General features: G+C 62.7%; 10 protein-coding genes. 3 read left to right on the plus strand and 7 right to left on the minus strand.

Going from position 1 to position 15,349, the window contains the following annotated elements:
* Nucleotides 1-31: 31 nt before the first annotated feature.
* The 4 genes from DVO78_RS12280 to DVO78_RS12295 all read right to left on the minus strand — a co-directional run bounded on the left by DVO78_RS12280 (nt 32) and on the right by DVO78_RS12295 (nt 3,842).
* Nucleotides 32-1,153, minus strand: a complete 1,122-nt coding sequence (locus DVO78_RS12280) for an ABC transporter substrate-binding protein (protein WP_120005172.1) — start codon at nt 1,151-1,153, stop codon at nt 32-34.
* Between the two features lie 49 nt (nt 1,154-1,202).
* A complete protein-coding gene (locus DVO78_RS12285; RefSeq protein ID WP_157984025.1) occupies nt 1,203-1,766 on the minus strand; it encodes an ABC transporter permease in 564 nt (187 codons plus the stop codon).
* A gap of 265 nt (nt 1,767-2,031) precedes the next feature.
* On the minus strand, nt 2,032-2,799 hold the full coding sequence (locus DVO78_RS12290) for an ABC transporter ATP-binding protein (RefSeq protein WP_120005174.1): 768 nt from the start codon (nt 2,797-2,799) through the stop codon (nt 2,032-2,034).
* 35 nt (nt 2,800-2,834) lie between these two features.
* The gene (locus DVO78_RS12295) at nt 2,835-3,842 is read right to left on the minus strand and encodes a LacI family DNA-binding transcriptional regulator (protein ID WP_162301592.1); all 1,008 of its coding nucleotides are present in this window, start codon (nt 3,840-3,842) and stop codon (nt 2,835-2,837) included.
* Between the two features lie 218 nt (nt 3,843-4,060).
* On the opposite strand from DVO78_RS12295, the gene uvrB reads away from it, so the two are divergent.
* Nucleotides 4,061-6,196, plus strand: a complete 2,136-nt coding sequence (gene uvrB / locus DVO78_RS12300; protein WP_120005176.1) for an excinuclease ABC subunit UvrB — start codon at nt 4,061-4,063, stop codon at nt 6,194-6,196.
* A gap of 201 nt (nt 6,197-6,397) precedes the next feature.
* The gene (locus DVO78_RS12305) at nt 6,398-7,657 is read left to right on the plus strand and encodes a TerC family protein (protein ID WP_120005177.1); all 1,260 of its coding nucleotides are present in this window, start codon (nt 6,398-6,400) and stop codon (nt 7,655-7,657) included.
* On the opposite strand, the gene DVO78_RS12310 is transcribed toward DVO78_RS12305, so the two are convergent.
* Genes DVO78_RS12310 through DVO78_RS12320 form a run of 3 tightly spaced genes read right to left on the minus strand, consistent with a single transcriptional unit; the run spans nt 7,658 to nt 12,254 of the window.
* Nucleotides 7,658-8,971 carry an alpha/beta fold hydrolase gene (locus DVO78_RS12310; protein ID WP_120005178.1) on the minus strand — a complete coding sequence of 438 codons (1,314 nt, stop codon included), beginning with the start codon at nt 8,969-8,971 and terminating at the stop codon, nt 7,658-7,660.
* Entirely contained in the window at nt 8,968-11,589 is a 2,622-nt protein-coding gene (locus tag DVO78_RS12315; protein WP_238385280.1) for a DEAD/DEAH box helicase, read from the minus strand. Before DVO78_RS12315 ends, DVO78_RS12310 begins: the two co-directional genes overlap by 4 nt.
* Nucleotides 11,586-12,254 (minus strand): MBL fold metallo-hydrolase, encoded by a 669-nt coding sequence (locus tag DVO78_RS12320; protein ID WP_120005179.1) that lies wholly within the window; start codon nt 12,252-12,254, stop codon nt 11,586-11,588. Before DVO78_RS12320 ends, DVO78_RS12315 begins: the two co-directional genes overlap by 4 nt.
* A gap of 140 nt (nt 12,255-12,394) precedes the next feature.
* Here DVO78_RS12320 and uvrA point away from each other — a divergent pair, with 140 nt between their 5' ends.
* A complete protein-coding gene (gene uvrA / locus DVO78_RS12325) occupies nt 12,395-15,337 on the plus strand; it encodes an excinuclease ABC subunit UvrA (protein WP_120005384.1) in 2,943 nt (980 codons plus the stop codon).
* The last annotated feature ends 12 nt before the right edge of the window (nt 15,338-15,349 follow it).

Genomic DNA, 15,349 nt, shown 5'->3' on the forward strand with positions numbered 1-15,349 from the left:
CTTTCGATATTTCATAACTCGGCGGAGAGATTTAGTAACCAGTCTCTTCCTCACCGTATTCATCCACGTATGCTTCCCAGACCTCTTCCATCAGGAAGTGCTCCGCGGGGTCCACTGCTGCGGGGATGTCTCCGCCGTCCACTAGAGTGTTGTTGTCGGAGTCCCAGGTGTCGCGCCAGTACGCGATGCCGTCTTCTTCGAGAATCATCTCGGCGGCAGACTGGGCATCCTGAGCGTAAAGCTCGATGTTCTGCCAGAAGTCGACGAAATCCTCCACAGTGAAGTCATCGGCTGTCTCCTGGTTCATCCGCTCAGTGATGATTTCTCCGCAGGTCTCGGTTTCGTCGTCGCAGTAACGGATAATGCGGTGGGTGACGTTCAGGAAGGCGAGGAGCGTCTCTTTGTTCTCCTCCAGATATGAGGCAGAAGTCACAAGACCATTGATTGGGGGAGGTGCAAGATCGGGCCCGGCGAGTCCCACTTCCATCCCGTTGTTGAGTGCTGTGCCGCGCTGCGGAACGCCACCCAGATAGGCGTCCCCGGTGCCGGAGAGGAATGCGGCGAGCCCTGCATCCGGGTCCATGTCGACGATGTTGACGTCGTTTTGGTTCATTCCTACCGATTCGAGAGCATTCATCAGCTGATTGCCCATATCGGTACCCAGTGTGGTAACCACTGTCCGGCCCTCCAGTTGCTCCACCGCTTCAGTCCGGGCTTCCTCCCGGTCTCCGAGTTCACCTTCAAGGTCGTCAATGGACCGCAGTCCGCTCTCTGGATCGATCATCAGCGCGGATCCTTCGGTGAAGGGGTTCCATCCGTAGGCATACACTGCCTCGGGGTCAGTATTGGCCACTGAGACGACGCCCGTGGTGTTGAATACTGCGGCGTCGAGGTCTCCGGAGCTGAGAGCAGGCATTACCGCATTCCAAGCTAGGGAGCGCAGCTCCACTTCCAGCCCCACTTCCTCGAACCACCCCATCTCCTGGCCCACCAGAGGGAGGTAGGTGTCTTGGAAGGGAGAGATTCCCACGGTGAGGGTGGTTAGCTCGTCTCCGTTGCCGTTTTCACTGCTTTCCCCGTCGGGGGAGCAGGCAGCAAGCGGCAGGAGCATCGTGCTGACGGCAAGTCCAGCATAGAAGCGTGACCTTTTCATGATCTTCCTTTCTTTGGGTGACCCGCTGGGCGAGTTTTTCGGGGACAGATCAGCGATTAGCTGACCAACGAGTGATATAGCGACTCAGGCGTGAGATGAGCAGATCTAACAGCACCGCCATTACTGCGATGGAGGCAGTGCCCAGGAGTACTGTGGACGTGTTAAGGGTGCGGCTGGCCTGCATGATGAGTCTGCCGATTCCGAGATCCGCCCCAAGGAACTCGGCGGCCACGACGACCGCGAAAGCCAGAGCGCAGCCGATCCGGAAGCCGGAGAGAATCTCTGGAATGATCGCCGGAAGAATGACGCGTCGATAGACGAATCCAGTGTTTGAGCCCAAGGAGCGGGCTGCCTGGACGTAGACCGGTGGCACATTGGTCACAGCCACAGTGGTATTGACGACCATGACCATGAAGCAGGCTAGGGCGCCGAGGAAGATCTTGCCGTCGTCGCCGATCCCAAACCACAGAATAACGAAGGGGATGAGCGCCACCGGCGGAATCGGCCTGATAGCTTCGATCAGCGGGTTGAGGGCAGCCATCACCCACCATGTGCGTGCCATCATCAGCCCGACTGCCACGCCAAGGGTCGAGCCGCCCACCCAGGAGACCACTACGCGTAGGAGAGTCGCACCGGCGTCTGCCGCAATTTGGGTGTTAAGTGCTATCAGAGCTTGCCCCACTGATCCCGGGCTGGGAAAGTAGAGCGGTGGAATGAGGCCTGTACCGCTGGTTGCCAGCCACCAAAGCAGCAGGACGATGAGAACTGTCGCGGTGCTGATGAAAGGAGATGCTACGCGTCGGGAGAGTGGAGAATTCTTCGGGGCCGCTAGGGGTGGCGTCTTCTGCTTATTGCCGGATGTCGGAGCGAGTGCAGGATCAGGCTGCGCCATGGTGAACCTCCCTAAGGGTGTGAGCAATGTCGGCACGCATCTTTTGGAATTGTGGGTCAGTGCGAAGATCTAGGTTGCGCTCGGCACCGAAAGGCACATTGATCACACTGTGGATGCGCGCTGGGCGTGGAGTCATCACCACCACCCGATCGCCAAGGAACAATGCCTCTTCTATGTCGTGGGTCACGAAGATGATGGTTTTTGGCTCCAGGGCAGTGACGCGTTTGAGTGCCAGCCACATCGCTTCCTTGGTGAACAGATCTAGAGCGCCGAAGGGCTCGTCGAGGAGTAGAACCTCCGGACCGCTGGCGTAGGCCCGAGCCAAGTCGACTCGCTTACGCATCCCGCCGGAGAGTTCCTTGGGGTATGTCTTGGCAAAATCGGAGAGGCCCACCAGATCCAAATAGTGGTTGACGCGATCTTCCTTCTCACGGTTGCGCCCTTGGGCAGCAAGACCGAATCCGACGTTGTCCTTCACCGAGAGCCAGGGAAAGACTGCATCAGCTTGGAAGACGACTGCTCGTTGGGATGAGGGGCCTTCCACCGGTTCTCCCTCCACCAGGATGAAACCACTGCTGGGCTCGTGGAAGCCGGCCACCAGGTTGAGAAGAGTCGTCTTGCCACACCCGCTGGGACCTACGATGCAGAGAATCTCACCATCGGGGATCTCGAGGCTGGCTCGGTTGAGGGCGTGTGTTTCTTTTCTGGCGGTATGGAAGGTCTTAGTGACGTCATTGATAGAGATATGTGCCATGGAATCGCTCTTTCAGAGTGATCGGATGCGAGTGGTCAGGTGGTCAAGGGAGCTGTCGAATCACGCACTATCAATTCGACAGGGCGAACGTTCCGGCGGGCATCGTTTTCTGATCTTCCTTCGACGATGTCGATGACGGCCCTGGTGGCTGAAGATCCCAGGGCTGCCACGTCTTGTCGGATCGTCGTAAGGTGGGGGCGTGCATACCGCGCCGCGCCGATATCGTCGAAACCTATGACCGATATATCGGCAGGACTGGTGAGCCGGTGATCGTAGAGCGCATCAAGAATGCCCAAGGCCATCAGGTCATTGGCGGCGAAGACGCAGGTGACCTCTTTTCTTTGTAGGAGATCGAGATGTGCCTTGACGACGTCATAGCCGCCTTTTTCAGTGAATCCCCCCGAAGCGATCACCGGCTGTTCGCCCCCGCCATCTCTCCAGGCTTGGGTGAATCCGGCGATGCGCTGCGCACTGGACTCCAGGTCCTCGGGACCGCCTACGGTCATCGTCTGGTGATGGCCGAGTTCTAAGAGGTATGTTGCAGCCGCGCGACCACCTTCAAAATTGTCAGAGATGAACGTGGGAAGTGGCGCCCATGGAACTTCTTCATCGACGAGCACAGTGGGCAGATTGCCCAGGACCCGTGCCAGTTCGGGTCCGCTTGGTGGAGCACCTGCTGCATAGACGATGCCGTCAACTGCCCGAGAGCGAACCAGCTCAAGATATGAAAGCTCTCGGGCATGGTCAAAACCGGTGGTACACAGGAAGGTGTTGTACCCCTGAGCAATGGCAGTACGCTCTACGCCCTTGGCGAGTTCAGCGAAATAGCCATTTCCGATATCCGGTACCACCAGACCCAGGATGCGAGTACGTCCCTGGGCTAAGCTCTGCGCAGACCGGCTCGGTACGTAGCCAAGTTCTTCCATGGCAGTTTTGACGCGTTGCCGGACCCCTTCACTCACTTTTCGTTTACCACTGATGGCATGCGAGACGGTTGTCACGCTTACGTCGGCATGTAGGGCGACGTCACGAATGGATGCCATCACCATGCTCCTTCTCTGGGTGTAGATAACCACCTGCCAAAGCGATTTGGCAAAGCGTTTTGGTAAGCCTATGTGCTGGTTCTGGTCTCGACAAGGGGGAGGCTGATGTTTTACATGGCTGTAATCAACTGGGCAAAATGGTAGATAGGTGCATGGTGGATGAACTCTGGGAGAGTATTCGAACACAGGTTCTATAGTTTGCGCGTAGACTAGGCGTCATGAGTCTTGCGCCCAAGATCTCCCGGACCGTGGCCCCTTTCGAAGTGGTCAGCCCCTACCAGCCCTCCGGTGACCAGCCCACGGCGATTGCCGAGCTGGCCGAGCGGGTCGAGGGCGGAGAGAAGGACGTGGTCCTGATGGGGGCCACAGGCACCGGCAAGTCCGCCACCGCCGCCTGGCTGATCGAGCGGCTGCAGCGGCCCACCCTGGTCATGGTGCAGAACAAGACCCTGGCCGCCCAGCTGGCCAATGAGTTCCGCGAGCTGCTGCCGAACAACGCGGTGGAGTACTTCGTCTCCTACTACGACTACTACCAGCCCGAGGCCTACGTCCCGCAGACCGACACCTTCATCGAGAAGGACAGCTCCATCAACGAGGAGGTGGAACGGCTGCGCCACTCCGCCACCAATGCCCTGCTGACCAGGCGCGACACCGTGGTGGTCGCCACCGTCTCCTGCATCTACGGCCTGGGCACACCCGAGGAGTACATCGCCCAGATGGTGTCCCTGCGCCGCGGAGACCAGACCGACCGGGATCAGCTGCTGCGCCGGTTCGTGGGTATGCAGTACGTGCGCAATGACACCGACTTCCACCGTGGCACCTTCCGGGTCCGCGGCGACACGGTGGAGATCATCCCCATGTACGAGGAACTCGCGGTGCGCATCGAGTTCTTCGGCGACGAGATCGAGGCCATCCATACCCTCCACCCCCTCACCGGCACCGTGGTGCGCGAAGAGGAAGAGATGTACATCTTCCCCGCCAGCCACTACGTGGCCGGTGACGACCGGATGGCCAAAGCCATCACCGGGATCGAGGACGAACTGCGCCAGCGCCTGGCCGAGCTGGAGTCCCAGAACAAGCTGCTGGAGGCCCAGCGGCTGCGCATGCGCACCACCTATGACTTGGAGATGATGGCCCAGATGGGCTTCTGCAACGGCATCGAGAACTACTCGCGGCACATCGATGACCGCGAGCAGGGCTCCGCGCCGCACTGCCTGCTGGACTACTTCCCGGACGATTTCCTGCTGATCGTGGACGAGTCCCATGTGAGCATCCCGCAGATCGGCGGCATGTACGAAGGGGACATGTCCCGCAAGCGCACCCTGGTGGAGCACGGGTTCCGGCTGCCCAGTGCCATGGACAACCGCCCGCTGAAATGGGACGAGTTCTTAGAACGCATCGGCCAGACCGTCTACCTCTCAGCCACCCCGGGCACCTACGAGCTGGGCGTCTCCGACGGCGTGGTCGAACAGATCATCCGGCCCACCGGTCTGGTGGACCCCAAAGTGGAGGTCAAGCCCACCAAGGGCCAGATCGACGACCTGCTCAGCCAGATCCGCAGTCGCACCGAGCGTGGCGAGCGCACCCTGGTCACCACGCTGACCAAGCGCATGGCCGAGGACCTCACCGAGTACCTGCTCGAGCACGGGGTGAAAGTGGAGTACCTGCACTCAGACGTGGACACCCTCAAACGCATCGAGATCCTGCGCGAACTGCGTAAAGGAACGTTCGACGTGGTGGTGGGCATCAACCTGCTGCGAGAGGGCCTTGACCTGCCCGAGGTCTCACTGGTCGCGATCCTCGATGCTGACAAGGAAGGCTTCCTCCGCTCCACCACCAGCCTCATCCAGACCATCGGGCGAGCCGCTCGCAACCTGCACGGCGAGGTGCATATGTACGCCGATCGGATCACCGACTCCATGCGCCGGGCCATCGATGAGACCGAGCGCCGGCGCGCCAAACAGGTCGCACACAACGAGGCCCACGGCATCGATCCTGCGCCGCTGGTGAAGAAGATCGCGGACATCACCGACCAGTTGGCCCGTGAGGACGTCGACACCGCAGACCTGCTCCAAGGCATGGGCGGACTGGCCACCGGATTCCAGTACGGCAAGGGCCACCGCGGTCTCACCGCTTTCCAGAAGGACGACGACGCCGCCCCCGCGGACATCGGCAGCACAGAGCACAGCCTGGCCGCCCGCACACCGGCGACCGACACCGCCGACCTGATCAGCCAGCTCACCGAACAGATGCACAAGGCCGCAGAGGACCTGAACTTCGAACTCGCGGCCCGGCTGCGCGACGAGCTCTCCGACTTGAAGAAAGAGCTCCGCGCCATCGAACAAGCACAGTGACCCTCCGGACGGGTGTGCCAGGGCTGCGCCCTGAGCATGTATCATCGAATGACGCGTGGGGGAGTATCCCTAATGCTGTGGACGTCAGCACACGAAGCATAGTCGTTTCGTCGGACGCAGCAGCCTGAGCATGAGAAGCGCAGGCGGAGAGACTCACGAGGACCTTCTGTATCCTCAGTTCTCGAAAGGAACGAACTCTCCATGGATATCACGCCAATGCTGTGGACCCTCACCGTCACCGCGATTGTCGGCCTGCTGCTCTTCGACTACATCTTCCACGTCCGAAAAGCCCATATCCCCACTATCCGGGAAGCGGCCATCTGGTCCGCGATCTATGTGGGCATCGCCCTGCTGTTCGGACTGCTCTTCTTCGCCGTCGGTGACGCTGAGCATGCGGTGGAGTACTACGCCGGATATCTGACGGAGAAGGCGCTGAGCGTCGACAACCTCTTCGTGTTCCTGGTGATCATGGCCTCCTTCCAGGTGCCGCGTGAGTTTCAGCAGAAGGTCCTGCTCTTCGGCATCACCTTCGCTCTGATCTCGCGCACCGCGTTCATCCTGGTCGGTGCCGCGATCATCGAACGGTGGTCGGACGTCTTCTACCTGTTCGGCCTCGCGCTGCTGCTGGTGGCCGGTCAGCAGCTCAGGGGAGAGCTCACCGGGGATAAGAGCGGGAAGGATGAGGCGGACAACATCATGGTGCGCCTGGCCACCCGTGTCCTGCCCACCTCGGAGAAGTACGACGGCGACAAGCTGATCACCAGGATCAACGGCAAGCGGGTGCTGACCCCGATGCTGCTGGTGATGGTGGCCATCGGTGCCACCGACCTGCTCTTCGCCTTCGACTCCATCCCTGCGATCTTCGGCCTGACGCAGGAGCCCTATATCGTCTTCACCGCCACGGCGTTCTCCCTGATGGGCCTGCGTCAGCTGTACTTCCTCATCGACGGGCTGCTGGACCGGCTGGTCTACCTCTCCTACGGTCTGGCCGCGATCCTCGGCTTCATCGGCGTCAAGCTCATCCTGCACGCCCTGCATGAGAACAACCTGCCCTTCATCAACTCAGGGGAGGACGTGCCCGTCCAGGAGATCCCCACCACGGTCTCCCTGGTGGTGATCGTCTGCGTACTGACCATCACCGTGGTCGCCTCACTGGTCAGCCCCAAGGGCAGAGCGCTGCGGGCTCTGCAGAACGCCGAGAAGTTCGCCTTCCGCTACACCAAGCTCGACCAGGGCGCTGCGGAGGAGGAGGTTCGCCAGGCCGAAGAGCTGATGGACCGCTGGACCCAGGCGGCGGAAGCAGTGCCGGGGAAGTTCCGGTCGGAGCTGATCGAGCATAAGGACAAATACTCCAGCGTGATCCGCACGGCCCACGAGACCCGGCTGGACTCCGCCCGCCGGAAGGGAGTCGAAGCACCTGTCTCCCAGGGCATCGTCGACAGCAGCGGCCCCTCGGTCTGATCAGTGCCCGGTGAGCTCAAGGAGTGTGCGGAGAACTCGTTTCCCGTCCTCGTGGATGCCGTCGTGGTGGAAGTCCACAGTCTCCCAGACCTGCAGGTTCGCCACCCGCGCGGCCGTCTCCAAGGACAGCTCACGGGAGACGAAGACGTCGTCGGTGTAGACTGCGGCGGCAGCGGGCACCGTGTTCCGGGCCAGCTGCTCCAGATCATAGAGCGCCGGCCAGTCGTCGACGGCGGCGAGCTGCTCAGCGGTCTCATACAACGGTGCCAGCACGGGATCCAGGCGGACATGCTCGCGCAGGATCATCTCGCCCAGAAGCAGCGGAGAGTCTGCATCTGGGGAGAACGCCGGGAAGTGCTCGCGCACCCGCTCGGATGCCCACGAAATGGCCGCGCTGCCGCCGCTGAGCTCTGCCGGCTGCCCGTAGATGGACTCATGCATCACCGCGTACATCGGGTTGCCGGCGAACGAGATCTGCTGGCCGGCGCCATTCAGGAACGTATCCGAGAGCCGCGTTCTGCTCGGGCCGGTGAAGGCCTCCTCCAACAGGTAGTGCAGGGTGTCCACCTTGGTGTTCCCACCTAGCAGCAGGCCCAGCAGCTGCAGGCGGGCCACTGTCAGCGGTGAGCCGTCCAGCAGCCGGACATGATGGGTCCTGAGGTGGGCGACGACGTCGTTGAGCCGTTCCCGGTCCTCCGGGAAGCGTGCGAAGTACTCGGCATTGCGTGCGGCCATCCGTGGATAGGTGTGCTGGTAGACCCGCTCAGCATGACCGGTCAGGGGTGCCAGCCCGCCGGTGATCAGCGCCCGGTCCAGATGCTCAGGGGCGAAGGACAGGTAGGTCAGCGTACAGAATCCGCCGTAGCTCTGCCCGAACACGGTCCAGGACTCGATGCCCAGGGCCTCCCGCAGCGCCTCGGCATCGCGCACAATAGAGTCAGCCCGGAAGTTTCGTAGGTGCTCTGCCTGTGCTGTGGGACTACCGTGGGCGGCGAGACTGTGCCGGTCCAGCCGTGCCGAGAGCCCGGTACCACGCTGGTCCAGCATCAAGATGCGGAAGTCGGTGGCCAGTTCAGTCATCCAGCCGGAGAGCTTGGCAGGCCGGTTGCCCTTGCCGCCGGGACCTCCCTGCAAGAACAGCAGGTACGGCAGGGAGGAGACATGCGCCTCCCCCTTGGCCAGCGCCTCCGCACCGATGAATTCCCGGGCATAGATGTCAATGGTCTCGCCGGCAGCGTTCTCCCAGTCCAGCGGGACGGTCACCCAGTGGTCAACAATCCGAGTCCCATCCAGCAGCTCGCGCACTTCGCTCACCGGTTCCTCAGCTCTCCTACGTGATAGACGGTGATCACCGCCGCCTCGGCCTCGTCGGAGGCGGTGAGGTCAACCCATGCGTGGATCCCCCAGTCGTGGTTGCCCTGGTCGTCGTCGAGCACCTGGACCGCATGCCAGTACCGTGACGTCCCAGCCCTCGGCTTCTCCGCAGGCTTCTTGTCCAGGCGGAAGTACTCGGCTGAGCGGGCCTTGGCGTCCACGTAGAGGTCCTCGTACTCGTCGAAGAACACATCCAGCGCCTCACCCCAGCGCTCCGGGTCCGTCCACTCCCCGGTGCTGCCGTGCTCACGCTCCAGGGCGGCCAGCTCCTTCTCCTTCTCCTGTGCGAACAACTCCGCGCGGCGGAACATCGCATTGCGGACCACCACGGCGAAAGCCCGCTCATTGGCAGTGAAGCCGGCCGGGGCCGCGTCGTCGTTGCTCTGCTCCTTCTCCAACTCGGCCAGCTTGGCCGGATCGTCTCCGGCGGAGAGCCGCTCCCACTCCTCCAGCAGTGAGGAGTCGGTCTGCCGGATGACCTCGCCCAGCCACTCGATCAGATCCTCCAGCTCCTCGTTGACCTTGGTGGCAGGCACCGTCTGGCGCAGGGCCCGGTAGGCGTCGGTGAGGTAGCGCAGCAGCACACCCTCGCTGCGGGCCAGTCCGTAGAAGTTCACCGCATCGACGAAGGTGAACGCGCGCTCGACCATATCGCGCACCACGGATTTCGGAGCAAGCTCGTAGTCGGCCACCCAGGGTGCGGAGGCGCGGTAGACCTCGAACTGCTGCTCCAGCAGCTCGGCCAGCGGCTGCGGGTGGGTCAGCTCGTCCAGAATGCGCATCCGCTCGGTGTAGTCGACCCCTTCTGCCTTCAGCTCAGCGATCCGCTCGGACTTCAGCTTCTTCACCTGGGCGCCGGTAACCTGGTAGGGGGTTTCCAGGATGGACTCGATCACGCTGATCACCTCCAGCGCATAGGTCTCCGCCTCCGGGTCCAGCAGATCCAGGGCCGCCACCGCGAATGGGGCCAGCGGCTGGTTCAGCGCGAAGTCGTCCTGCAGATCGACGGTCAGGTCCACCGTCCGGCCGTCGTCATCGGGCTCTGCCAGTTTCTCCAGCACACCGGCGGCCAACAGCTCGCGGAGGATCTGCAGGGCACGGCGCTGCAGCTGCGCCTGCCGGGCCGGGGACTCATCCGAGCTGGTGATCAGCCGGCGCATCGCCAGGATCGGATCCTCGGGACGGTTCAACAGGTGCAGCACCATCGCATAGCTGACCTGCATCCGGGAGACCATCGGCTCCGGCTCAGCCGCGATGATCTTCTCAAACGTCTTCTGGCTCCAGGAGACAAAACCCTCCGGCGGCTTCTTCTTCGGCTTGGACTTCATCGCCTGGGTCAGCTTGGCCTCATCCCCGGAGTGCTTGGCGGCCAGTTTCCGCTCAGCTGCCTGGTTCTCGATCACATGCTCCGGGGCCTGGACCACCACAGTGCCCTCAGTGTCGAAACCGGCGCGTCCGGCCCGGCCGGCGATCTGATGGAACTCCCGTGCGTTGAGCTGGCGGACCCGGGCGCCGTCGTACTTGGAGAGCCCGCTCAGCAGGACGGTCCGGATGGGCACATTGATGCCCACACCCAGGGTGTCGGTGCCGGAGATCACCTTGAGCAGTCCCTCCTGCGCCAGCTGCTCCACCAGCCGCCGGTATTTGGGCAGCATCCCGGCGTGATGGACACCCACCCCGGACTTCAGCAAGCGGGAGAGCGTCTGCCCGTAGCCCTTGGCGAAGCGAAAGCCCTTCAGACGTTCGCCCAGCCGCTCACGCTCGGACTTGGTGAGCAGGTTCAGGCTCATCAGCCCGGCGGCACGCTCAGCGGCCTCACGCTGGGAGAAGTGCACCACATAGACCGGGGCCAGCTGTTCGGCGGCCAGCTGCTCCAGCTTCTCCACCAGGGGAGTGGTCGAATACTCAAAGCTCAGCGGCACCGGACGCATGGCGGAGGACACGACGACGACGTCGCGTCCAGTCCGCTCCGCAATCCGGCTTTCGAACCGGCTGGTATCACCCAGAGTGGCGGACATCAGCAGGAACTGCACAGCGCTCTTGCCGCCGTGTTCACCCCTAAGTTCAGTCAGCGGGACTTGCCACGCCCAACCCCGGTGCGGGTCGGCATAGAAGTGGAACTCGTCCATCACCACCGGCCCCAGGTTCGCCTCCGCACCGTCGCGCAGCGACTCATTGGCCAGGATCTCCGCAGTGCAGCAGATGATGGGTGCACCGGCGTTGACCGAGGAGTCCCCGGTGACCATGCCCACGTTCTCCGGGCCGAAGACCTCGATCAGGGAGAAGAACTTCTCACTCACCAGTGCTTTGATGGGAGCGGTGTAGACCGTGCGCTCCCGCCGGGCCAGGGCGAAGAAGTGCGCGGCCAGGGCCACCATGGACTTTCCCGACCCGGTGGGTGTGGCCATGATGACATGGTTGCCGTCGGCCAGTTCCAGGACGGCGTCCTCCTGGGCGGGGTAGAGGGTCATTCCCCGGTCCTCGACCCAGGAGGTGAAGGTCTCGAACAGCTGATCGGGGGTGGGTGTGCCCCAGCCTCCGGGGACCTGCAGCCTCACCAGCCGCGCTCGCGCCACTGGGGAAGCTGCGGCCGCTCAGCGCCCAAGGTGGTCGGATCCCCGTGGCCGGGGTGGATGATGGTGTCGTCGTCGTAGACGGCGAAGATGCGGGTCTCGACGTCGTCGATCAGTTGGCTGAAGTCCGTTTCGTTCCAGGTTTTGCCCACACCGCCGGGGAAGAGGGAGTCCCCGGTGAAGATGTGGGTGGGTCCGTCCTCCACGGGGTAGACGAAGGCGACCGAGCCGGGAGTGTGCCCACTCAGATGAATGACATCCAGGGCCATACCGTCATACTGCACAGTCTCTCCGTGCCCCAGCCGCCGGTCGATGCTGAGGTTTGTCTCCCGCTCGATCGCGGCGGCATCGTCCTGCCCGGCGGCCAGCTCGGCCGCAGAGTCCTGGGCCACCTCGGGCAGCGCCCGGATATGGTCCCAGTGCTGATGGGTGGTGAGCACAGCGTGCAGCCGGGGGGAACAGGGGGTGTCGCCCGTGGCCTCATTAATCATGCCCCGGATAGCCGCGGCGTCGTCGGCGGCGTCGATCAGCACCTGGATCCCTGATTTCTTGGCGGTGAGCAGATAGACGTTATTGCTCATCTCGCTGACGGCGATGCGCCGAACGGTCACTGCGGGCAGATCGTAGATCAGGGAACTCTGCGGGGCCATGGGCTCCAGTGTATGCGCCGGGCTCTCTCCTGTGCAGGCCCGTTTGGCTCAGAGGCGGGCGCCGATGTGAAATCGAATACTTGTTCGAATAAAGAATCGGCCGTAGACTTGTGCGCGTGCCTGAGACGACTGCTGCTGTGATGGAGTCCGTAGACGACTACTACCGCCGGGGTTCCCGTGAGGATGCCCCGTCCAACGGGGTCTCCAGCGCCGTGGTGGGACGCTCCGAGGCCGACCGGATCGTGGTTCAGGGCGCCCGTGAGCACAACCTCAAGGACATCGGACTTGAGCTGCCGCGCAATGCGTTCATCGTCTTCACCGGTCTTTCCGGCTCCGGCAAGTCCTCATTGGCCTTCGACACGATCTTCGCCGAGGGGCAGCGGCGCTATGTGGAGTCGCTGTCGGCCTATGCCCGCCAGTTCCTGGGACGGGTGGACAAACCTGATATCGACTTCATCGAGGGTCTCTCTCCGGCAGTCTCTATTGATCAGAAATCCACTTCCCGCAACCCGCGCTCCACGGTGGGTACCGTGACCGAGATTCACGACTACCTGCGGCTGCTCTGGGCGCGTATCGGGGTTCCGCACTGTCCGGAGTGCGGGGAGGTGATCGACCGGCAGACTCCGCAACAGATTGTGGACCAAGTGCTCAGCTTCGGCGAGAAGACCCGGTTCCAGGTGCTCGCCCCGGTGGTCCGTGAACGCAAGGGCGAGTTCAAGGATCTCTTCCGCGAACTGGCCGGAGCCGGATTCTCCCGCGCGGTGGTCGACGGCGAGGTCATCCAGCTCAATGATCCGCCCGCCCTGGAGAAGCAGTACAAGCACAGTGTCGATGTGGTCATCGACCGGCTGGTCATCCGTGAGGGGATCCGGCAGCGGCTCACGGACTCCATCGAGACCGCACTCAAGCAGGCCGACGGCCGGGTGGTCATTGACCTGGTGGATACGGAGAACGGCGACCCCGCCAAGTACCGGAGCTTCTCCGAGAATCTGGCTTGCCCCAATGAGCATCCGCTGCCGATCGACGAGATCGAACCGCGCACTTTCAGCTTCAACTCGCCTTTCGGAGCCTGCGAGGTTTGCTCCGGCCTTGGCTCCCGCCTGGAGGTGGACCCTGACCTGGTCATCCCTGACGACACACTGTCGATCAACGACGGCGCGATCGCTCCCTGGTCGATGGGAGTGGAGACCAGGAAATACTGGCTGCGGGTGATAGAAGGCCTCACCGATGAGCTGGACTTCACGCTGACCACCCCGTGGAAAGACCTGCCGAAGGCTGCCCGGAAGGCGCTGCTGCACGGGCGTAACTTCAAGGTCAAGGTCTCTTACCGCAACCGATGGGGGCGTGAACGCCGTTACACCAGTGGATTCGAAGGCGTGGTCACCTACATCGAGCGCAAACACGAAGAGGTCGAATCTGACAACGCCCGCGACCGCTTTGCACAGTACATGCGGCAGATACCCTGTCCCGCCTGTGACGGGCAACGGCTCAACCCCGCCGTACTGTCGGTGCTGGTGGCCGGGCGGTCCATCTCGGATGTCGCGCGGCTGCCACTGGATGAGTGCGCCGAGTTCTTCGACGGACTCACACTCACAGCTCGTGACGCCAAGATCGCCGACCAGGTGCTCAAAGAGATCCATGCTCGCCTGCAGTTCCTGCTGGATGTGGGGCTGACCTACCTCACCCTGGAACGGGCCGCCGGCACCCTCTCCGGCGGAGAGGCCCAGCGCATCCGGCTGGCCACACAAATCGGCTCCGGCCTGGTCGGAGTGCTCTATGTGCTCGATGAGCCCTCCATAGGACTGCACCAGCGGGACAACACCAGACTCATCCAAACCCTGACCCGGCTTCGCGACCTGGGCAACACCCTGATTGTGGTCGAACATGATGAGGACACGATCGCTGAGGCCGACTGGGTCGTGGACATCGGTCCCGGCGCCGGGGAGCGCGGCGGGCTGATCGTGCACTCGGGATCTGTGGAGGCACTACACGCCAACGAGGCCTCGGTCACCGGCGACTATCTCTCCGGCCGGCGAAGCATCGCCCTACCGGCGCAGCGGCGAGAGATTGATCAGAAGCGGAAGCTGCGCGTTGTCGAAGCGGAGGAGAACAACCTCGACAAAGTCAGCCTGGACATCCCGCTCGGGGTCTTTCTGGCGGTCACCGGAGTCTCCGGTTCCGGGAAGTCCACACTAATCAATGAGATCCTCTCTAAGGCGCTGGCCAATAAGCTCAACAACGCGCGTCAGGTGCCGGGCAGGCACCGCAGGATTGAGGGCGTCGCTGAGCACCTCGACAAGATCATCCAAGTCGACCAGAGCCCCATCGGCAGGACGCCTCGGTCAAACCCTGCCACCTACACCGGGGTCTTCGACCACATTCGCAAGCTCTTCGCCGCCACTCCGGAGGCCAAGACGCGCGGCTATCAGCCGGGCCGGTTCAGCTTCAACATCAAAGGCGGACGGTGTGAGTCCTGCTCCGGCGACGGCACCTTGAAGATCGAGATGAATTTCCTGCCCGATGTCTACGTCCCCTGCGAGGTGTGTCACGGGGCCCGCTACAACCGCGAGACTCTGGAGATCCTCTACAAGGGCAAGTCGATCGCCGATGTGCTCGATATGCCCATCGAGCAGGCCGCTGAGTTCTTCTCCGCCTTCGCGCCGATTGCTCGGCACTTGAACACTCTGGTCGATGTCGGGCTGGGCTATGTGCGCCTCGGCCAGTCCGCCACCACACTCTCCGGCGGTGAGGCCCAGCGCGTCAAACTGGCTTCTGAGCTGCAGAAGCGCTCCAACGGTCGGTCCATCTACGTGCTCGACGAGCCCACCACGGGGCTGCACTTCGAGGACATCCGCAAATTGCTCGGAGTACTCCAGGGGCTGGTGGAGAAGGGCAACACCGTGCTGACCATCGAGCACAACCTGGATGTCGTCAAATCTGCCGACTGGATCATCGACCTGGGGCCGGAGGGAGGCTCCGGCGGAGGCCGGATCGTCGCCGAAGGAACGCCCGAGCAGGTTGCGGCCGGACACCAGGCCTCTGGCTCGCACACCGGCCGATTCCTTGCCCCGGTGTTGCGGTGAGCAGTCCCGCCG

The sequence above is a fragment of the Nesterenkonia muleiensis genome (genome assembly GCF_003600155.1).
GTDB lineage: Bacteria > Actinomycetota > Actinomycetes > Actinomycetales > Micrococcaceae > Nesterenkonia > Nesterenkonia muleiensis.